The 19,127-nt window shown below is 64.2% G+C and carries 15 protein-coding genes and 1 tRNA gene; 7 read left to right on the top strand and 9 right to left on the bottom strand.

From position 1 onward, the window contains the following. Positions 1 to 135 precede the first annotated feature (135 nt). Positions 136 to 348, bottom strand: coding sequence for a hypothetical protein (locus tag AC0IYS_RS12945; RefSeq protein WP_471705523.1), 213 nt, complete (start codon positions 346 to 348; stop codon positions 136 to 138). 33 nt (positions 349 to 381) lie between these two features. Continuing rightward, complete coding sequence (locus AC0IYS_RS12950) at positions 382 to 1,080, bottom strand: hypothetical protein (RefSeq protein ID WP_471705524.1); 699 nt, start codon at positions 1,078 to 1,080, stop codon at positions 382 to 384. Positions 1,081 to 1,148: 68 nt separating this feature from the next. Here AC0IYS_RS12950 and AC0IYS_RS12955 point away from each other — a divergent pair, with 68 nt between their 5' ends. Next, positions 1,149 to 1,832 carry an SOS response-associated peptidase gene (locus AC0IYS_RS12955; RefSeq protein ID WP_471705525.1) on the top strand — a complete coding sequence of 228 codons (684 nt, stop codon included), beginning with the start codon at positions 1,149 to 1,151 and terminating at the stop codon, positions 1,830 to 1,832. Between the two features lie 29 nt (positions 1,833 to 1,861). On the opposite strand, the gene AC0IYS_RS12960 is transcribed toward AC0IYS_RS12955, so the two are convergent. Next, entirely contained in the window at positions 1,862 to 3,739 is a 1,878-nt protein-coding gene (locus tag AC0IYS_RS12960; RefSeq protein WP_471705526.1) for a sensor histidine kinase, read from the bottom strand. Next, entirely contained in the window at positions 3,736 to 4,401 is a 666-nt protein-coding gene (locus AC0IYS_RS12965; protein WP_471705527.1) for a response regulator, read from the bottom strand. The genes AC0IYS_RS12960 and AC0IYS_RS12965 overlap by 4 nt, the downstream gene beginning before the upstream one ends. 102 nt (positions 4,402 to 4,503) lie before the next feature. Here AC0IYS_RS12965 and AC0IYS_RS12970 point away from each other — a divergent pair, with 102 nt between their 5' ends. The 3 genes from AC0IYS_RS12970 (at position 4,504) to AC0IYS_RS12980 (ending at position 7,692) form a co-directional block, all read left to right on the top strand. Beyond that, positions 4,504 to 5,100: a CHAP domain-containing protein gene (locus AC0IYS_RS12970; protein ID WP_471705528.1), complete on the top strand. Its 597-nt coding sequence runs from the start codon at positions 4,504 to 4,506 to the stop codon at positions 5,098 to 5,100. Between the two features lie 364 nt (positions 5,101 to 5,464). Next, positions 5,465 to 6,298, top strand: coding sequence for a cyanobactin maturation protease PatG family protein (locus AC0IYS_RS12975; RefSeq protein WP_471705529.1), 834 nt, complete (start codon positions 5,465 to 5,467; stop codon positions 6,296 to 6,298). Positions 6,299 to 6,738: 440 nt separating this feature from the next. Next, on the top strand, positions 6,739 to 7,692 hold the full coding sequence (locus AC0IYS_RS12980) for a S8 family serine peptidase (RefSeq protein ID WP_471705530.1): 954 nt from the start codon (positions 6,739 to 6,741) through the stop codon (positions 7,690 to 7,692). Between the two features lie 894 nt (positions 7,693 to 8,586). Here the strand turns inward: AC0IYS_RS12980 and AC0IYS_RS12985 are convergent. From AC0IYS_RS12985 to AC0IYS_RS13000, 4 genes are all read right to left on the bottom strand, one after another. Further along, positions 8,587 to 8,671: transfer RNA gene (locus tag AC0IYS_RS12985), tRNA-Leu, on the bottom strand. Between the two features lie 66 nt (positions 8,672 to 8,737). Beyond that, a complete protein-coding gene (locus AC0IYS_RS12990; protein WP_471705531.1) occupies positions 8,738 to 9,484 on the bottom strand; it encodes a DUF4386 domain-containing protein in 747 nt (248 codons plus the stop codon). 205 nt (positions 9,485 to 9,689) lie between these two features. Next, complete coding sequence (locus AC0IYS_RS12995) at positions 9,690 to 11,399, bottom strand: phytase (RefSeq protein ID WP_471705532.1); 1,710 nt, start codon at positions 11,397 to 11,399, stop codon at positions 9,690 to 9,692. Between the two features lie 2 nt (positions 11,400 to 11,401). Then, the gene (locus tag AC0IYS_RS13000) at positions 11,402 to 13,984 is read right to left on the bottom strand and encodes a TonB-dependent receptor (protein ID WP_471705533.1); all 2,583 of its coding nucleotides are present in this window, start codon (positions 13,982 to 13,984) and stop codon (positions 11,402 to 11,404) included. A gap of 367 nt (positions 13,985 to 14,351) precedes the next feature. Here AC0IYS_RS13000 and AC0IYS_RS13005 point away from each other — a divergent pair, with 367 nt between their 5' ends. Next, positions 14,352 to 15,290 carry a GGDEF domain-containing protein gene (locus AC0IYS_RS13005; RefSeq protein WP_471705534.1) on the top strand — a complete coding sequence of 313 codons (939 nt, stop codon included), beginning with the start codon at positions 14,352 to 14,354 and terminating at the stop codon, positions 15,288 to 15,290. After that, positions 15,287 to 16,333 carry an AraC family transcriptional regulator gene (locus tag AC0IYS_RS13010; RefSeq protein WP_471708854.1) on the top strand — a complete coding sequence of 349 codons (1,047 nt, stop codon included), beginning with the start codon at positions 15,287 to 15,289 and terminating at the stop codon, positions 16,331 to 16,333. The genes AC0IYS_RS13005 and AC0IYS_RS13010 overlap by 4 nt, the downstream gene beginning before the upstream one ends. A 168-nt stretch (positions 16,334 to 16,501) precedes the next feature. Here AC0IYS_RS13010 and AC0IYS_RS13015 read toward each other — a convergent pair whose 3' ends face one another. Beyond that, positions 16,502 to 18,349, bottom strand: a complete 1,848-nt coding sequence (locus AC0IYS_RS13015) for a rhamnogalacturonan lyase (protein ID WP_471705535.1) — start codon at positions 18,347 to 18,349, stop codon at positions 16,502 to 16,504. Between the two features lie 248 nt (positions 18,350 to 18,597). Between AC0IYS_RS13015 and AC0IYS_RS13020 the strand changes: the two genes are divergently transcribed. Next, positions 18,598 to 19,122: a sigma-70 family RNA polymerase sigma factor gene (locus AC0IYS_RS13020; RefSeq protein WP_471705536.1), complete on the top strand. Its 525-nt coding sequence runs from the start codon at positions 18,598 to 18,600 to the stop codon at positions 19,120 to 19,122. Positions 19,123 to 19,127 lie beyond the last annotated feature (5 nt).

The following is a 19,127-nucleotide window of genomic DNA, read 5'->3' on the forward strand; positions in this document are numbered from 1 at the left end:
GAAGCTTCGTTTCGATAAGCTGATGGGGGTAGGACACTGGCGCGACGTAGTGAAGAAAAACCCGGATCAGTGAGGACCAATATAGGCTCATCCGGAGGCCGGCGGCACGCGACCCCGGCTGTCGGTTGAGACCGGTCAAGCTTCGTGCAGGTTCGTGCTTGGGTGGTGGGCGCCATCACGCGTCCCGGTTTTTGCCTTGCCACGCAGCACGCGCTCGGCGACATGCGAGGGTATGCCGTTCGCTTCCATGTAAGCGGCCGCATCGTCCGCGCCCAGCATTTCCCTGAACACGATCGCGACGTCCACCCGTCCCGCCGTCAGTTTGTCCACTCTTCTCGATTCGATCATATCCCTCCATTGTTTGTGGGTCGGTCTTGCAATTTATCGCTCGTCACGGCGGTCCCGATAGTTGCGGGCTGGATCGAGCAATGCCAGCAAATCCCAATCCGGCTTGCACAGCCAGCCTTGCTGCAGCGTGACGGCGGGCCGCTGCGCGTGGGCCGGTACTTGTTCAAAGCCGGACAGTTCAAAGCCGTCCGCCGACATCCATTCGAGATTGGCGTCGAGCAGCGCGCCGCGACCGCAAGCCGTGGCGGAGGCCGCCGGTCCGACCTCCGCACGCACCGTCGCCCGGCCTAGCGCTGGTTCCACGATGCTGGTCACCAGCAGAGCGCCGCTCAAGGTCCTGATATGCCGGTCGGTCAGCTCGCGCCGTGCGATCTGCTCGCCGTAGCGGTACAGTGGCACAACCCTGAAGGCGTTGACGACCGCCGGCAGCTCCAGTTGGCACAGCCATGACTGGCCATAGCCTTTCAGCCCGTGCGCATGGCGTCGTTGCTGCGCGCCGCTGAGTACGAACTGCATGCCCTTGAACCAGACCAGCTTCGGCATCACCAGCTCGTCGACAATGCGCGCCGGGCCGTCGGGCGCGAGCAGGCGCGCGACCTTGGTCGGCTTGCGCTGGCCCTGGTCGGTGATCCGCATCACCAGCAACTCCAACGGCTCATGCAGCGGCGCGATCGGCACCGGCCGATCCAGCGCCGCGCCGCCATCCAGTCGGCGCTGAACCCAAACCTTCAATTTGCCACCCCGTAATATACTGTGCTTTTATACAGTATATTGCATTTTGGATCGGTTATGATAGTCCTATGTGCGGACGCCTCGACCAAAACGACATCGATAGGGTGCTCAACGATTTTAGTTGGGCCGGCGAGGTCCTGCGCCGCAGCCGCGCGGAACTGTTGTTTAATGCGGCGCCGGGGACGGTGCGGCCGATCTTGCGGGCGGAGGGCGGGGCGCTGGTCATTGACGACCGCTGGTGGATGTACAAGGCGGCCGGTTCCCCGGCGACGGTCCGGCCAACGCCCAACGCGCGGCTGGACAAGATCGCGGGCAGGTACTGGGGGCGCCTGCTCGGCACGGGCCGCATCATCGTGCCGGCCAATGGTTGGTATGAATGGACCGGCGAGAAGCCGAACAAGCAGCCCTGGCATATTCATCGGGCCGACGGCGAGATGCTCTACATGGCGGCCCTGACCGCGTGGGGTGCGGGTTCGGAGGACCGTAACGCCTCCGGCTTCGCCATCGTGACCGACGATGCGGAAGGCGGCATGATCGACGTGCACGACCGGCGCCCGGTGGTGTTCTCCGCGAGCGACGCGGCCACCTGGATGGATCCGGAGCTATCGGGCGAACAGGCGGCCGAACTGGCGCGCTCGGTGGCGCTGGGCGCCGACAAGTTCGCGTGGTACCAAGTGTCGACGGCCGTCGGCAATTCGCGCAATCAAGGGGCGGCGCTGGCGTTGCCGCTGTCTCCAGGGCTTTTCGATTAAGTGCCCTCAACGCGACGTTATATCCCCGCTCACGCCATGCGCGGGCGACCGACCCGTTCCAACTCCAGCGTCAGCGTGACGACGGTGCCCCGCTCGGGGCCCGGTTCGACGCGCAGCGTGCCGCCGAGCTGCTGGGCGCGCGCGGCCATATTGGGCAAGCCCCGTCCGCCGGACTCGGGCCTGCGCGCAAGGCCGACGCCGTCGTCGGCGACGCTCAGCACGAGCCGGCCATCGCGGGCCACCAGCGACAGCTCGACCCTGCGCGCGTCGGCGTGCTTGGCGACATTGGTGAGCGCTTCCTGCGCCGTGCGCAACACCTGGAGCGTGGCGTGCGGCCCCAGTTGCAATGTATCGTCGGGCAGCTCGACGGTCCATGCGTACCGCACCCCGATCGCTTCCAGCTCGGCAGCCCAACGGAACATGAAGTCGCCGAACGCCACCTGCAGGCCATGGTCGTCGGGCGCCAGCGCTTCGAGCGCGAGGCGCATGTCCGCGATGCAGGCCCGCAACGATGAGGCCATCTCGGTGGCGTCCATGGCGCCGCGCTCGACGCGCGACAGCGACGTAAACAGTTTGGAGCCGAGGCCGTCGTGGATCTCGCGCATGATCAGCTTGCGCTCGACGGCCGCCGCGTTTTGCCTCTCCAACTCGGCCATCCTCTCGAAGTTGACCGTCAGCGCCCGCTCGCGGTCGGCGACGCGCGATTCGAGCGTCTCGTTGAGCTCGCGCAGCGCGCGCACGCTGAGCACGAAGCGCGCGCACAGCAGCACGCCCATCGCCACCAGCACGAGGTCGGCTCCGTAGTGCAGCAGGAAATAGCGTTGTCCCACCCAGCCCGGTGCGAACTGGGCCAGCAAGCGTGGCTTCCACACCATCAGATAATCGTGGATGCCGGTCAGCGTGGCCACGGCTAGCGCGGCGGGCAATAAGAACGACAGCGGCGTGCGTTGGCGCCTGGCGGTGGCGACGGACATGACCACGATCGCGATCGCGATCGGGATCAGGCCGGCGGTCCACAGCCGGTTGACTAACTCGTCGCTGTCGATGCCGCTCGCCAGCCGCCAGGCGGGGCCGATGGCCCAGTAGGCGAGCAGCGCGCGCTCGGTCCAGCGGCTGTTCATGCCGCCGAGGCGGCCGGCGAACAGCGCCAGCACCACGATGAAGCCGCCCGTGCTCGCCAGATAGAGCAGACGCCACCACTGCCAGCGCTCCGGCGGTACCGCCTCGATCACGAAGGTCAGGGTGCGGATGCCCCACATCAAGGCCGCGATGCCGAACCAGCCGTACAGCACCTCTTCCGGCAAGCGCCACCAGATCAGCAGCATAAGCATCGCGACGACCAGGCAGCCGCCGACGGTCAACTCCGGCATCGTGTGCATCCAAAAATAGCGCCGGTCGAATTGGGGGCGCAACTGCGCCAGCGGCCCGACGCGGGGCGGCGCAACGTTCATGGCCGTTTCGCCGGCCACCGGGCTGGCGTGGATTGCCAGTTCGTGGCCTCCGGCGCCCAGGTAGGCGCGCGGCAGGACGATCAGGGCCGGCCGCTCCCAGCGCACATGCAAGGCCGCGCTGCTGACGGGCATGTCGCCGACCAGGCGGCCGTCGAGCCAGACTTGGCCGCCGCCATACAGGTAGGGCAGCAGGACGCCCCAGAAATCCGCAGGCGGGTGGGAGACGTCGAAGCGCATACGCAACCAGGCGCCGCGGGACGGTTGACCGCGCGATAGCGGCAGCGTCGTCTCCCGCCAGGCCGCCGTCTCCGGCGGTGGCGCCGTGGCGGCCGATTCGACCATCATCGCCCGCCTGATCTCGATGACGGCGTCGGTCGGCGCCGGTTCCAGCGTCAGCCACGGCAGCGCGGCGACCGCGCACGCCAGCACGGCGGCGCACAGCCGCCACCACCTCATAGCAGCCCCAGTTGCGTGGCTTCGTAGACGGCTTCGGTGCGCGAGTGCACGGCCAGCTTGCGGTAGATTTTTTTGACGTGGGCGACCACCGTGTGTGGCGAGATCCCCAGCAGTTCGCCGACCTTGTCGAAGCTCAGTCCCTTGGCGGTGAGCTTGAGCAGTTCGATTTCGCGCGGCGTCAGGATCGTCGCCGGCGCCGCCTCTCCGGCTGGCGCCGTCGCGCGCATGCGGGCCAGGACGCGGCGGGCGATGCTCGGCGAGATCGGCGCGCCGCCGCCGCGCAGCTCGTGGATGCTCGCGGCGATGCGCTCGGGGCCGACATCCTTCAACAGGTAGCCCGTCGCGCCGGCCTCGAGCGCGGCGAAGACGTGTTCATCGTCGCCGAACATCGTCACCACCAGCACATCGCAGTCGGGGCAATGGCGCATCACGTGGCGGATGACCACGATGCCATCGACGTCGGGCAAGCCGAGGTCGAGCAGCACGACGTCCGGCGTGGTGCTCGCGAGCACAGCCAGCGCGTCAGCCCCGTTCGATACCGCGGCGATCAGGTGCAGGCGCTCCTCGGCCAGCAGCGCCGCCGAGAAACGGTGCAGCAGTTCGGGTTCGTCCTCGACGATCAGCACGGATGTCGGCACGGGAGGTGGGTGCGGAAGCGCCATAAATTGATTCTAGTATAACTTTGTGGCCGCGTCGATGACGTGTTCACGCGATTGCCAGGGCGACCTCGCGCGTGCACAGTGATCGCTTTTTGGGAGTTTTTCATGACAACCACAGACCAAGTGCTCGCCCGCGCCTCCGCCGCCGCCGGCAAGGCGATCCTTTATTGGATAGGGCAGGGTGGACGCGATCCGGATGCGCCGCTGCCATCGAATCCGGTCCACGTCGCGCGCGAGTGGGACGGCCTGGACCGCGCCCACCAGCAGGCGCTGGCGCCCTTGGCCCAGGCGATGGGGATCGACGTACGCGACCCGGCGCTGGTGCGCGAGGCATGCGACTGCAGCGGCTTTGTTTGCTGGGCGCTGGGCTTCGCGCGCGTCCTTCCCGGACCCGGCGGCGACGCCTGGATCAACACGGACAGCATCTGGACCGACGCCCAAGGACCGCAGCGTCGCTTCCGCCGGATCGACCGGGCCCTGCCGGGCGCGCTGGTGGTCTACCCCAAACTGGGCAGCGGGGAGGACTACGGCCACGTCGCCATCGTCGTCGAGGCAGATGCCGAAGGGCGCGCCACCCGCATTGTCCATTGCTCGGCGGATAACATCAAAGCCGCGCCCCACGACTCCATCAAGATCACCTCGCCTGCGAAGTTCGACGCGCAACGCCGCAGCATTTATGCATGGTGCCACGACGTCGAGTGAAGTTGGCGTGCAAGGATGAGGCTGAGTGCGACAACAAGAATGAGCGCAGCTTTTTCATCTTCAACCTCTTTTTCGGCTCCCATGGTGTGCGTGTTGGCCTCGCCATCGTTTTGGTTGGCGACCACAGCGATACCGCATACGCGGTATGGGACCGGGCGCCATTTTCAGAGATACTTCATTGACTTAATCAACCCGGCTCAAGAGTAGGCGTCGGGTCTGCGCCGTCTTACCACCGTGCGCACAGCAGGATGTTATGGCGTATTCATTTCCTATCATCAATGGAGGATCGCAGTATGACGTTAGCAAACTCGTTGGAGATGCAGTCGGACACCTCACGCACTGCTGAATCGGGAGCGGGGGGACGGTGGCATTGGCTGCGGGATGCGGGTGCAGCGGAAACCCCTCCCCCAGCAGTGACGCGGCGGCGGCACAGCAATTTGTCTATGCCTTGGGGCAGATTGGCTGGCGTTTTCCCTCGCGCTCCGTGGAGAAAGAATTCGCGCAGGCCATAGGACGGACAGACACGGCCGGCCAAACCGACCGCGAGGCATTGCACGCGGCGTTGTCGCAGCGCCGCAACCGCTATCTGGTCAGGCAACTGTGCTGGGTATTTTCCATCGAAGGACTGGAAACCTATCTGCTGCTGCCCAGGGACATTTCCGATTACGAGCTCTTCGTGGACGCGGTGCGCCCGGCGCCCACCCCGCTGGATCTCGATATCGTGATTGGCACGCGTGGAGGGATCGCGCCAGCAGGCCTGTGCAATGGCCTTTCTCTACCGATGGTGACGGTTGATCAGATTTATGTGTTCGATCGGGAGACTCTCTTTGCCTCGCTGCCGCTCACGGACGGCATGGATGAAGAACTGTTTGCACGCACTTCGTCGGAGTTGCTTGACCGTATCCTCCAACTGGCAGACAACGCGGGCACCTCCGATGAACACAGGGCCATTAATTATCTGGCGGTACGCTACCCGCAACTGTACAACCAGACAATTCTGGCCCATCAGAACAATCTTTCGCTGACGGCGGTAGAGTCCAGGCAATCCCGGCTTAATGGTATGCGCCGCATCGTCGATGTCATATTGACCTATACCCACCGCATCACCGATGTGTCTGAGCGTTATTTCGTCCGCGTCGATGTGACTGAACAATTTCCGTTTTTGATTACCAAGCTGTCCCCCTATTTTGACCGTTAAAGGAGCTTGATATGAATTTCCCAGGATTTACGGCGGAGTGCTCGCTGCAGTTACGCAACAGCCTTTCTAATATTTCAGGCGCTAATTTTGCGGCGCGGCAGAGCGATCAAGTGGAGCCGGCGTTTCTAGGATGTATCACCGCATGTTTGATTTCTTGCTACAAAGCAGGCGGAAGCAGCGCAAACTGCGCTGAGACCTGCGCCTATGCTTGCAGAAGGTTTCATGGCTTGGCTGTTCAGCCTCAATTTTCTGAGTAGTCGTGAGACCTGTCTCATATTTTGGATGGTGACCTATGAAAACACATCGTGTATTAGTTTCTTCAATGCCAGGCTTCGGCGCAGAATTGGCTCTTTCGGGAATGAAAACGAGATATTCCAGCCCACTTTTGCGCTCTGAAGCTGTTGCCGAGGTAACGGCGGCATTACGTACGCAAAGCCAGGATGATTTCGATCCGCTGGACTATTGCAGCGGATTGCAAAGGTGTTGCGCAAAACGCTTTCTGGACTGTTGCATCGCTTATCGACGAGATTGCGGTTAATACTATGAATCCATTACAGACAGTCGGAATCAGCAAGCTGGCAGAGGTGACGCGTGGCCGAGGCGAAGTTAGCATAGGCCTGATCGATGGTGCGGTCGATCTCAGCGACAGCAGGCTGAAGGACGCCCACATTCGAAACGTCGGTGGCGCGGATATCGTATGCAGCGATCCTTCTGACGCGGGGTGCAGACATGCGACTTTGCTGGCGGCGACACTGTTTGGACAGCTGGATGGCGCTTGCCCAGCGTGCACTTTGCTGGTTCATCCGATTTTCGCATCGACACAGGCGTCGAGCCTGCCAGTCTCGGACGCCATGACACTGGCATCGGCAATGGTGAGTACAGTAGAGGCGGGCGCTTCCGTCATCAATTTGAGCTTGGCGGTCAACAACGTCAGCAGGCAGGCGGCGCTTGCGTTGAACGATGTGCTGAATTTCGCTTGTTCGCGCGGGGTGATCGTGGTCGCTGCAAGCGGAAATGGCGGGGAACTTGCCACCTCGCCGGTCACCGCTCATCCCTGGGTCATTCCCGTTGTCGCCTACAACGGTGGCAAGTCCCTTTTGTCGTTTTCAAATATCGGACGCTCGGTCGGCAGGAATGGCCTTGGCGCACCGGGCATTGTCACGGATAGTGACGGTGCCCCACAGATTGCCGGTACCAGTGTGGCCGCGGTATTTGTAACCGCAGCGGCAGCGCTGTTACGTTCTGCGCTTCCAGACAGCAGTGCGGACGAAGTAATCCACGCATTGCGACACGCCTCCGGAAACAGGCGAGGTGTGATCCCGCCTTTGCTCGACGCATGGACGTCTTATCTGCGACTGAAATACGCGTGCAATTCTTTGGCTTTGCCCCTATAACATCGAATGGAGAGCAGAATGAAAACACCAGGCTTTACAGCGGAGCGCGCCCTGCGTCCCGCCGATTCCCCATCTCACATGGCCGGTCGCCTTTATCTTCCCGCGCGGGAGTCACAAGTCTCATTGGCCGGAAAACAGTGCAAATCGCTTTGCGCTAGTTATTGCGCGGCAAGAGGCGGCAGTGACGATTGCTTTAATACTTGCATGGAAGTGTGTCACGTCGTCCAAGCTCCGGTGATGATGTAATAAATTTTCCAATGCCGAAGCGGTTTCCGTTTTTCGACTGTTGAAGGAGGTTGATATGAATTTCCCAGGATTCACGGCTGAGCGCTCGCTGAAGGTGAGCGATATGGTTTTCAATGTTTTCGGCGTTAATTCTGCGCCGGGGCGGAGCGATCAGGTGGAAGCGGCGGGAGTGTGCAAGTCCTTATGCATGATCGGCTGTCTGTATACCGGCTCAGGTCGGGAAGTCTGCGACGCGGCATGTAACGATTTTTGCACAAGGCGAAAATTAGTTGTTCAGCCTCAGTTTACCGACATCGCTTAACTGGGGTCTTGGCCGGCATCGGCGGTGCCGCCATGCCACTTTGTGCTGGTCACCAAGTTGTTGAGCTTGGCTCTACATTCTTGGTCGGCAACCGCCTGAATCCTCGAAGTCGAAGATCGCGCCACTGACCAATCACATCGGAAGTGACGTCGGCAAGAAGCATGTCCCCCAGGTGCTTGCCACCTACTACATGACCTGCGATGGCGGCCAGTCAGTGGCACTCCATATGATGCCCACGCTTGTGCATTTCTTAGGGCACAAGTTGGATATGGCGCAAAGCAAAAACGCCATAAACCTTGATTTTCAAGGATTTACGGCGTTTTATGATATATCGCTAAAATGGGGGCTGGTGCTCCGAGCCGGAATCGAACCGGCACGCCTTGCGGCGGGAGATTTTAAGTCTCCAGTGTCTACCAATTTCACCATCGGAGCAGCGCAGCCCGATATTATGCCATGAACATGGCATAACTGCCATATTAGAAACCGGGCGCGGCAAGATCAGACGACCGTCGATCCGCCTGCGACCCGTCGCTGCCATGCTGGCACATCGACGCCCTTGATCAGCAGGTACAGGCAAAACGCGCTCTCGCCGATGAAGCATGGCAGCAAGATTGCGGGGAACAGCACGTCCTGCAGCGGCGGATAGAGGATCATGGCGAAGCTGTTGACCAGGTAGCAGACGCCGGCCAACTGCATCAGCCAGCCAATCGCTTTGGGGAAGTAGCCGGATCGGCGGATCAGGTGGCCGACGATCAGGCATTCGACGCCGAAGAAGATCAGCGCCACGCCGAACGCGTGGGCGTGGGCGATGATCGATTGGTAGGAGATCAGGTGCAGCTGTTGGGGATCGATCGCTTTCAGGTACGCGGCGTCGGACAAGGGCGTGAGCACCGCGTGCAGGTGCAGCGCGCTGACGCTTTCGACCGCGAGCGAGACCAGGCCGAAGAAGGCTACCGCCAGCGCCCAATGCTGGTTGACGGGGCGGAGCAGTATGTACCAGAGCAGGGTGAGGCCGACGGCGCACAGTAGCAGCAGGTCCTGGGCGCCGACGCCGAGCCGCCAGAGCCATTCGGCGGCGAGGATGCTGCGGGCGGTGGCGTCGGGATCGCCGGAGACGACCAGCTTGCCCCGGATGACCGATTCGCCGAGCACGCCGATGACGATGATGATCAGATAGAGCAGGCCGGCGAGGCGGGCCGTGGCTTTGATGTTGATGGGATCGACTGGTTGGCGGTGCTCCGACATCTTTCTCCTGTGGGCGGGAGACTGCCGGTTGCGGCGCAGCCGGTCCCTCCTGAGGTGAGAAGATTATCATGTTGTTATGGTGGCAGCTTGATTCGTTCTCGCCGATTCATGGGCCGTCGGCGGAGCTTGGCGGATTACGCCTCGCTAATCCGCCCTACGTGTTTACTGATGGGAGCCTGGTTTTTTGGCCAGGCTTTGTGTTCCCTTAGTCCAGCTTCAGCGCTTTGGCCACGTCATCCCATGCCACGTACTTGAAGTTTTGCGGGCCGTCCGGCAGGCGCTTGTAGCCGTCCTGGATGACCAGCATGCCCTTGGCGTATGGGCCGCCGAAGTTGGCCGAGCTCACTTCCAGCCCGTCGGTCTCCGAGGTGCCGTCGATGCCGGCGGCCAGGTTGTAGCCGACCCGAAAGCTGCCGCGCACGCGGTAGGGCGCCTTGGCGTCGAGCACCAGATAGCTGTTGTCGCCCTGGCTGGAGACGACCAGATAGTCGCTCTTGTCGCCGTGGTACAGGCCCATGCCTTCGACGTCGGCCACCAGCTGCGGGCCGACCGGCATGATCATGCTGAGCTTGGCCGGGGCATCGCCGCGGGCCGAGGCGGTCCAGACGCCGCGCTTTTCCTCGCCGAGGAACAGGCGCTCGTTGCGGTCGTCGACGACGCAGCCCTCGGGCTGGCTGGCGACCCTGAAGCGGCGCAGCAGCTTGCCTGACATGCCTTTGCCGTCGGCGCCCGCTTCGATGCGGTATTGCAGGAAGCTGCCATCCTTGTCGTTGATGAACGCTTCCAGGCCGCCGTCCGCCGGGCGGTACAGGCACATGCCGTAGATGTCCTCCAGCCCGGTGGCGAACTCGCCGGCCGGCGTGACCTTGCCGGCGGCGTCGATGGCGAACAGCATCACGCTGTTGTCGTCGCGCTGGGTGGCGACGGCGACGTCAAGCTTTTGTCCGCCGACGGTGACGTCCTGGCGCACGTCGACGTTGTTCAGGCGGCCCACTTCCAGCAGTTGCAACTGCTTGCCGCTCAGGTCGTACACCAGCAGGCCTTGTTTCTTGTTGGTGCCGAGGATGCGCGCGGCGGCCGGGTCGGCCGGGTTGCGCCAGATGGCCGGGTCGTCGGCGGCGTCGCCCTGGCGGGCCACCGGCTCGGTCTGCGCGCGCGGCTCGATGATGGCTTTGGCGCCCAGCACCGCCGGCGTTGCGGCCTGCCACGGAATCACCCGCACTTGCCCTTTCTTGAAGCTGTCGCCGCGCTGGACCAGCTTGCGGCTCGGTCCGCCCTCGGCGTCGGCGTCATAGGCCCACACACCCATTTTTTCTTCACTGACCAGTAACTGGTGCGCGGCGTCGTCGGCGCGGCAATGCTTGACGTGCGGGGGCAGGGCCAGCCTGCGCACCAGTAGGCGCTGGTCGCCGTGCATCAGCCATTGTTCGGCCTGGCCATCCTTGCCGATCATGAACAGATGGTCGATTTGTTGGGCGTCGCGGTACAGGCACGACGATTCGATGCCGAACGGCGGCGCCGGGAACGGCGTTTGGGCCGCCAAGGTGCCGGCCTTGATGTCGACCAGGACCGGCAGCACGTGCTCGGCGTTGGCGTCGAGCACCACGGCCAGCACGCCGCCACCTTGCGTTTGTGGGCGCAGGTCGAGCTGCTTGGCGCGCACGCTCAGATGGGCGCGCTCCTTGCCGGCGGCGTCGAGCAGCCGCAGGCCCTGCTTGTCGATCGCCAGCCAGCCGCCGTCGGGCAGGGCGGCAAGTTCGCTGGCCTTGGCCGCGAGGCCGGGCAGGGCGCCCGCGCGCGCCGACTGAGCCGCCGCGGCCGCCGAGCTCGCTGCTGCCGCGTGCGCCGTCTGTGTCAGCACGCCACACGAGACCAGTGCGCCGAAGAGAATTGCGTTGAAGATCGTGGTTTTCATTATCAGAACATGCTCACTTTGAGGCTGACTTTATAGGTGCGGCCGTATTGTTCGTATTGCGCGTTTTGGGCCTTGCTGCCCAGATAAACGTAGTATTTCTCGTTGTTCAGGTTGGCCGCTTCGAAGTTCAGCTGCACCTGCTTGCTGAGCTGGTACGACAGCGAGAAGTCGACCTGCTTCTGGGCGTCGACGATGCGGTCCTGGCCGGCGTCGAGGATGTCGTCGCCCATTTCCAGCAGGTACTTCGACTTGTAGTTCAGCGCCAGGCGCGTGCTCAGCGGACCTTGCTCGTAGCCCAGCATCAGGTTCAGCACGCGGTCCGACTGGCCCGGCATGTCGATGCTGCGCGAGCGCGTGCGGCCGGCGTCGATGTCGTAGCGGGCGACGTTGGCGTCCGAGCGGGTCAGGCTGCCGTTGGCGCCGACGATCAGGCGATTGAACGGCGCCGGCAGCATGCGCAGCGGCTGGGTGTAGGCCAGTTCGATGCCCTTGACGGTGGCCTTGTCGCCGTTGGCGTAGGACACCGCCGAGCTATAGTCGGCCCACTGGCCGCTGCCGGCCAGATTGGTGGTGTAGGTGAAGTTCTTGATGTCCTTGTGGAACACATAGGCCGACATGCTGCCGTCGTCGCCCAGCACGCGCTCGATGCCCAGGTCGAGGTTGGTCGACTTCAGCGGCGCCAGGTCGGGGTTGCCGATGGTGGCTTCGGTGTCGCTGGCCAGGCTCACGCCCGGCGCCAACTGGCTGAAGTTGGCGCGCACCACCGCGTGCGTCCAGGCCGCGCGCACGCTGGTTTTCGCGTCCAGGTCGTAACGGGCCTGCAGCGACGGCAGCCAGTTGGTGTAAGAGCGCCGGCGGTTGACCGGATCGAAGGATTCCTCTTCCTCGTTGACGCGCGAGCCGGCCGCGTCGAACCTGGTGTGCTCGGCGCGCACGCCGGCCAGCAGGTGCCAGGCGTCGATGTCGACGCTGTTTTGCACGTAGGCGGCGTCGATGTCCTCGTGCATGCGGTAGTCGTCGACGGTCGAGTCGACCAGCAGGCGGGCGTCGGCGCGCTTGAGGCCGGCCACCAGGCGGCGGATCGCAGCCGGGTCGATGGCCTTGCCGATGCGGCCCAGCTTGTAATCGAGGTCGTTGCCGGTGACGTAGTCGGCCAACGCGGTGCTGGCGCCGCCGATTTGCTTGCTGCTGTACGACCAGGCTTCGGTGTCGTTGGATTTTTCGCGGCGGGCGGCCTTGGCGCCGAACTTGAGCGTCGAACTGCCTTCGCCCAGCTCGAACTTGTGGCTGAGGTCGAAGCGAATGTGGTGTTCCTTGTCGGTGGCGTCGCCTTGCTTGAGCGCGATCGAGTTCAGCTTGTAGTTGGCAGCGTCGTACAGGCTGGCCGGGCCGGTCAGGCGTGGGATGTCGGTGCCGGTGAAGCCGACGCCGGCGAAGTCCTTGCTGCCTCGGAAGCGGGCGTCGTTGATCGATTCCGGCGCTTCGTCGGTGGCGCGGCTGATGCCGCCAGCCAAATCGAGCTTCCAGCCGTTCCATTTCTGTTCGGTGCCCAGTACGACCGAGCTGATGGTCTGGGTGTACTTGCGCTGGCGCAGGCGACGTTCGCCGCGTGCGCTGGCGGTCTGGCCTTCGGCCAGGCCGTCGCCGGCGATGTTGCTGATGGTCAGGCGGTCGCGCACTTCGTCGTCGCTGAAGTCGCTGATGAAGCTGCGAACGAAATATTTGCTCAGGTTGTCGGCGTGGTAGTCGAGGTTGAGCGCGGCGGCGCGGCGCTTGCGCGTCGGCAGGTAGTCGCGCAGTTCGACGCCGGTCAGCTTGCCGTCTTCCCAGGCGCCGCCGGTTTCGACGTTGTCGGAACCGAATTCACGCTTTTCGTAGCTGATGCCGCCGGCAACGCCCAGCTTGCCGCTCAGGAAACGGTCGGCGAACAGGATGCTGCCGTTGGGGCTGGTCTTGCCGATGTTCTGGTCGCGGCTGGCGCCGACGGTGGCCGACAGCAGCTTGCCCGGCAGGTCGAAGGCCGACAGCGTTTTGACTTCGACGGTGCCGCCGAGGGAATTGGCGTCCTGGTCCGGCGTCAGGGTCTTGCTGACCGACAGCGAACGGATCAGGCCGGCCGGCAGCACGTCCAGCGCCACCGCGCGCCGGCCCGATTCAGGCGAGGGCACCAGCGCGCCGTTAATGGTGACCGAATTCAAGTCCGGGCCGAGGCCGCGCACGCTGACGTAGCGGCCTTCGCCCTGGTCGCGCTGCACCGACAGGCCCGGCAGGCGCGCCAGCGCTTCGGCCGCGTTCTTGTCCGGCAGGCCGCCGATATCGTCGCTGCTGATGACGCTAACGATGTTGTCGGCTTGTTCCTGGGCGGCGATTGCATTGCGCAGGCTGGAGCGCTGGCCCGAGATCACCACGCTGTTGGCGGTGGCGGCCACGCTGGCGGCGGCGCCGTCGGTGGCTTGATTGGTTTGCGCGCTGGCATGCGATTGGGCGGCCAGCATGGCCAGCACGCCAAGGCTGAGTACGGAGAGGCGGCAACCATGACCTTGCTGCGCGGGCTGTTTGGACGTTTTGTACTGTGTGGTTTTCATTATGTGCCGTCATATTAGTTGGAAGACGGGCGGATTCTAAGTAGTCAATGTGTCAATTGCATGACACCTTGCCGCGTTGGACGCCCAAAAGCGCGTTGGAGAGGCCAAATCCGGGCGCAATGAGCTGGATTGACCCGGCAAACAGGCTGCCTGAGCCGCAGCGCGCGCGGGAGGCGAGGAGGGGGAACACTGCGCGGGACGCGTTCCCGCACGGAGTGGCGCGGGGTTGCCCACCACCTGTGAGCCGTTTGCACCTGTTGTGGCGTCGATGAGTCTTGCCCGCCGCGATGGCGCGATGTCATGGCGTTGTCATAAATCTCCTTTATGCTGCCGCCGCACTACCGACGCCGTCATGATGAGCCCGCCCATGTTGCAACTACACCGTTCCACCCTGATCGCGGCCGGCCTGGCCCTGCTGGCCTGCCTGTTCCTGTACGCCAGCCTCGGTGTGACAAAATCTTTCGAACACTGGAAATGGACCGACATTGTCAGCGAAGGCGGCACCGCCGTCATGGCCGGCAGCTGGGTGTTGTTTACCTTGAGCAGCCGCCCCGGCGGCCTGGTCACGCGCCTGCTGGCCGGCGGCCTGGCGCTGATCATGATCGGCTCCTTCGCCGATTGCTTGGACGAATTTTTCGCCATCAGCAAGACGGCAAGGTGGGATCATTGGCTTGAGGGCATGGTGCCGGTCGGCATGCTGGTGGTCACCATCGGCATGTATTACTGGCGTCATGAGCAGTTCCGGCTCAACGACCATCTGCAAAAGCGCGAACGGCTGTTCCGCGATCACCGTGCCTTCGACCGTATCACCCAGCTGGCCAATGCCGACTATCTGCGGCGCCAGATCCGCCACGAGCAGGCGCGACGGCCGGGCCAGCCGTGCGCGTTGGTGCTGCTGGACATTGACGGCTTCCACCTGATCAACCGCGAATTCGGCCAGCCCGAGGGCGACCGCGTGTTGCAGGCCGTTGGCCACATGTTGTTGCTCAACCTGCGCAACGACGACTTGCTATGCCGCTATGCCGGCGACCGTTTCGCGCTGCTGCTGCCGGACACCACCGTGCAAGAGGCCGCGTCGCTGGCTGCGCATCTGGCGGCCATGGTCGGCCAGATGCGCCACCACGCCAAAGGCGGCCGGGTCGGCATCAGCCTGCGCCACGCGTGTTCGAACGCGGACGCGGCGCCGGACGTGCTGCTGGCCGAACTGAGCCGGGCGGTGTCGCAACCGGCGGCGGCTGCACCGGCGGCCTCGACGACCATCGCGGCGGCCGGCCCGTCCACCTTGGCCGCGACGGCGACAGCGTGATCGCCTACCGGCAAATCGGCGACAGTTTCATTCCGGCGCAGCACCAGCCGGCGCTGATACTGGACTACGCCCGCAGCCGCGAGCTCGACGAGCAGGGCGACAAAGCCTTGCGCGGCACCGGCCTGCGCGGCTGGGACATGCCCGACGCCGATGTCGTGCTCAGCCCTGCGCAATACCTGCAATTGCTGGCGAACGTCATGCGCGAACTGGACAGCCCCGACACCAGCTTCATGCTGGGCCAGCAGATGCTGCCGGGCCACTTCGGCGCGTTCAGCCACGCCTTGCTGCAGGCGCAGAATCTGCGGCAGGCGCTGGACATCCTGTGCGCCGGCGCGGTGCGTTTGTGTCCGTTGTTGACGCCGCGCCTGCGCGAGGAGGGCGGCCTTGCCGTGCTGTACTGGACCGACAGCTTCGGCGCGCCCAGCCAGTTGCCGGCGCTGGTGGAAATGCACATGACGGCGGTGACGGCAATGTGCCGCTGGCTGGCCGGCGAGCGCCTGCCGTGGCGCTACTGCCTGAACCGCAGCGCGCCCGCGCACGTCGAACAGCACGAGGTGCACCTGGGCGGCGACCTGCGCTTCAACTGCCATCTGGACGCGATGTTGATCAACCCGGCGTGGCTCGACCGGCCCTGGCCGCGCGGCAACGCGATGGCGGCGTCGGTGGCGCTGAACGGCGCGGCGGCGGAGGCGGGCGCCGACAAGCTGGCGCTGGCGCCGAGCCTGTTGTCGGCGCTGTACGACCACTTGCTGGCCCATATCCGCCTCGGCCCCACGCTGGAGTTGAGCGCGGCCGCGTTCGGCGTCAGCGCGGCCACGATGAAGCGCCATCTGGCGCGCCACGGCAGCCATTTCCAGGCCGAGCTGGACCAGGTGCGCGCGCATGTCGCGATCCACCTGTTCCAGGCGCGCGGCTACGACAACGAAGCGGTGGCGCAATACCTGGGCTTCCACGACGCCACCAACTTCCGCCGCTCGTTCAAGCGCTGGACCGGCCTCACGCCCAGCCTGTTGCGCGACGGCCTGCTCAGCGTGCCGCTGTGATGGGTTGCCGATGGCTCATCGATGGCGGATTACGGCGTTCCGCCTAATCCGCCCTACGTGTAACCGTTGTGACGCCATAGCCGCAGGTCCGTCGCGGAGACACGTAGGGCGGATTAGCGAAGCGTAATCCGCCATGGTCGCGCCGCCAACAACGCGTGCATGAACCGACTAAGGCGTATGCACCGGCTCCTGCACAAACGTCCCCATCCCCGCACCCAGATAAAAACTCGGATGCGGCGGCTGGTTATATCCCGCGTTCTGCGCCGCCACCTGCGCCCGGTACTGCGGGTTGTGCATCAACGTCGGCAAGCGCGTGGCGGTCGGCGCGGTGGTGCTGTAAATCAGCAACGCCGTGTTGGCGCTATTCCGCCACACTACCTCCTCGCGCCAGTCGCCAAGCAAATCGGCGCTCAGCACCGGCGTCGCCTTGGTGCTGTTGTTGGACGCGGCGCCGGCATCGCCCGCGTTCACCAGCACGCTCGAACTGCTGGTCGCCGGATTCCACTTGCTGATCTGCGTGCCATCCAGCGCCTCGCGCAGCAAATCCCCATCCCACCACGCCGCGAAGTTCATCTGGCTCGGCCGGTTGGCGCCGATTTGCACCCCCGTCGCGCTGCGCAGGCCGCCGCGACTGCCCCAGCACTCCTCGCCCGGATAGGCCGGATCGATATCCATGCACACGCCGCGCCCCACGTCCACGCCTTCGCCGCTGGTGCCCCACAGCAGCGCGCCGGTGGCCGCGTTATGCATGCCGGTGCCGCTGGCGCCGTAGCAACTCGGCGTCTCGTGCACCATATACACCTGCAACCCTGCCAGGTTCGGATTGAATTTTCCCACGTGTAAAGCGTCGCCGTGGCACAGGCCCGTCGTGTACAGCAACTGTCCGTAGCTGTCGATGGTGGCCGCGCCGTAGACGATGTCGTCCTTGCCGTCGCTGTTGACGTCGGCCACGCCGAACCAGTGCGCGCCCTGGCCGCGCGCGGCGCCGCCGGCGACGTCGGTGTCGAACACCCAGCGGCTGGTCAGCGCGCCGTCGCGCCAGTCCCAGGCGGCGATCACGGCGCGCGTGTAGTAGCCGCGCGAAAACACCGCGCTCGGGCGCGCGCCGTCCAGGTTGGCCACGCCGCCGAGGAAGCGGTCGACCCGGTTGCCGTAGTTGTCGCCCCAGCTCGAGACGGTGCCGCGCGCCGGCAGGTAGTTGGTGGTCTTCATCGCCTTGCCGGTCTGGCCGTTGAACACGGTCAGGAATTCCGGCCCCGTCAGGATGTAGCCGGCACTGTTGCGGTGGTCGGCCGAAGCCGAGCCGATCACCGCGCCGGTGCCGTCGACGGTGGCGTCGGCCGTCTTCATCATGACCTCGGCCTTGCCGTCGCCGTCGAAGTCGTAGGCCACCATGGTCGTGTAATGGGCGCCGGCGCGGATATTGCGCCCCAGATCGATGCGCCACAGGCGTGTGCCGTCGAGTTTATAGGCGTCCACCAAGGTGTTGCCGGTGTAGCCGGACTGCGAATTGTCCTTGGCGTTGGTCGGCTGCCACTTGACGATGATCTCGTAGGCGCCGTCGCCGTCGAGATCGGCCGGGGTGCCGTCGTTGATGTCGTAGGTGTAGGCCACGCCGTCGCTCGAGGTGCCGCCTGCCGGACGCTGCACCGGCACCGTCTTGTACGGCGCCGACCAGGTGGCGCCGGCGCCGAAGCCGCTTTGCTCGGCGCCGTTGACGACCGCGCGCACCGAATACGCGCTCGCAGCGGTGCCGCCCGCGTCGGTGTAGTTGAGCTGGGTGAGCGGCGTGCTATTGAGCTTGGTGCTGCCGCGATAGACGTTGAACGCCACGCCGGCCGCGTCGGTGGCCAGCAGGCGCCAGCTGACGAACACGCCGCCGGCGGTCTGGATGGCCACCGCGCCACGGTTGAGCAGCTCAATCTGCTTGCCGGGGGACGTGACGACGGCGCCGACCTGCGCGCAACTGGCCAGGGCCAGCGTGAAGAAGAGGGTGGGAACTTTTAAGGGCATCATGATTTCACCTTTCAGCGTGGGAAAGACCAGCTCGGCAGGCTAGGTTAAAGCAAAGACATTCAAAAAAGACATGTCCGGTATGCCATTCCATGATTACTCACGAAGATGAGTAATGCGTTGCATTCGCACCCAAGTTGGCAATCAGGTAAGAAGATACGTGGACACTTTATTAAAAATAAATGATAATGATTCGCATTCAGCAATTATCTTAAAGATAAACATGCTGATCAACTCATGCGGAGGCCGTGATGTCGGTGGAATTGCAGCAAACAGTCCTGGGGGACATCTTTATCGAGCACCGGGCGCAGTTGCGCCGCATCGCGCAAAAGATCGTCGGCACCCCGCACACGGCCGACGAGGTCATCCAGGACGCCTACCTCAAGGTGGTCGAGATGACGGGCGTGCGCGAGATCCTCAAGCCGTTTTGCTATTGCTGCCAGGTGGTGCGCAACATGGCGCTCGACCATTGCCGGCGCCAGGCGGTCGAGTCGTCGTACCGCATCTATCCGGACGACGGCGAATTGCCGCAGGTCTCCGGCGGCAGCATCCCCGACCACCAGCTGCACGGCATGCAGGTGATCGACGCCATCGACCGCATCCTGTGCGGCCTGCCGTCGCGCACGCGCCAGGTGTTCGAACTGTCGCGCCTGGGCGGCTTGACCCAGCGCGACATCGCCCAGGAGATCGGCTGCTCGGCCACCCTGGTCAACTTCATGTTGCGCGACGCCAGCAACGCCATCGCCTGCTGCCGTGAGCTGGTCGACATCGGCTAGGCGCG

It is taken from the genome of Duganella sp. AC237, from assembly GCF_979254035.1.

What these genes read in the sequence shown, in the direction of transcription:
- AC0IYS_RS12945 (WP_471705523.1), bottom strand. Translation starts at nt 348, where the DNA reads ATGATCGAATCGAGAAGAGTGGACAAACTGACGGCGGGACGGGTGGAC.
- AC0IYS_RS12955 (WP_471705525.1), top strand. Translation starts at nt 1,149, where the DNA reads ATGTGCGGACGCCTCGACCAAAACGACATCGATAGGGTGCTCAACGAT.
- AC0IYS_RS12960 (WP_471705526.1), bottom strand. Translation starts at nt 3,739, where the DNA reads ATGAGGTGGTGGCGGCTGTGCGCCGCCGTGCTGGCGTGCGCGGTCGCC.
- AC0IYS_RS12965 (WP_471705527.1), bottom strand. Translation starts at nt 4,401, where the DNA reads ATGGCGCTTCCGCACCCACCTCCCGTGCCGACATCCGTGCTGATCGTC.
- AC0IYS_RS12970 (WP_471705528.1), top strand. Translation starts at nt 4,504, where the DNA reads ATGACAACCACAGACCAAGTGCTCGCCCGCGCCTCCGCCGCCGCCGGC.
- AC0IYS_RS12980 (WP_471705530.1), top strand. Translation starts at nt 6,739, where the DNA reads ATGATTTCGATCCGCTGGACTATTGCAGCGGATTGCAAAGGTGTTGCG.
- AC0IYS_RS12990 (WP_471705531.1), bottom strand. Translation starts at nt 9,484, where the DNA reads ATGTCGGAGCACCGCCAACCAGTCGATCCCATCAACATCAAAGCCACG.
- AC0IYS_RS12995 (WP_471705532.1), bottom strand. Translation starts at nt 11,399, where the DNA reads ATGAAAACCACGATCTTCAACGCAATTCTCTTCGGCGCACTGGTCTCG.
- AC0IYS_RS13000 (WP_471705533.1), bottom strand. Translation starts at nt 13,984, where the DNA reads ATGAAAACCACACAGTACAAAACGTCCAAACAGCCCGCGCAGCAAGGT.
- AC0IYS_RS13005 (WP_471705534.1), top strand. Translation starts at nt 14,352, where the DNA reads ATGTTGCAACTACACCGTTCCACCCTGATCGCGGCCGGCCTGGCCCTG.
- AC0IYS_RS13015 (WP_471705535.1), bottom strand. Translation starts at nt 18,349, where the DNA reads ATGATGCCCTTAAAAGTTCCCACCCTCTTCTTCACGCTGGCCCTGGCC.
- AC0IYS_RS13020 (WP_471705536.1), top strand. Translation starts at nt 18,598, where the DNA reads ATGTCGGTGGAATTGCAGCAAACAGTCCTGGGGGACATCTTTATCGAG.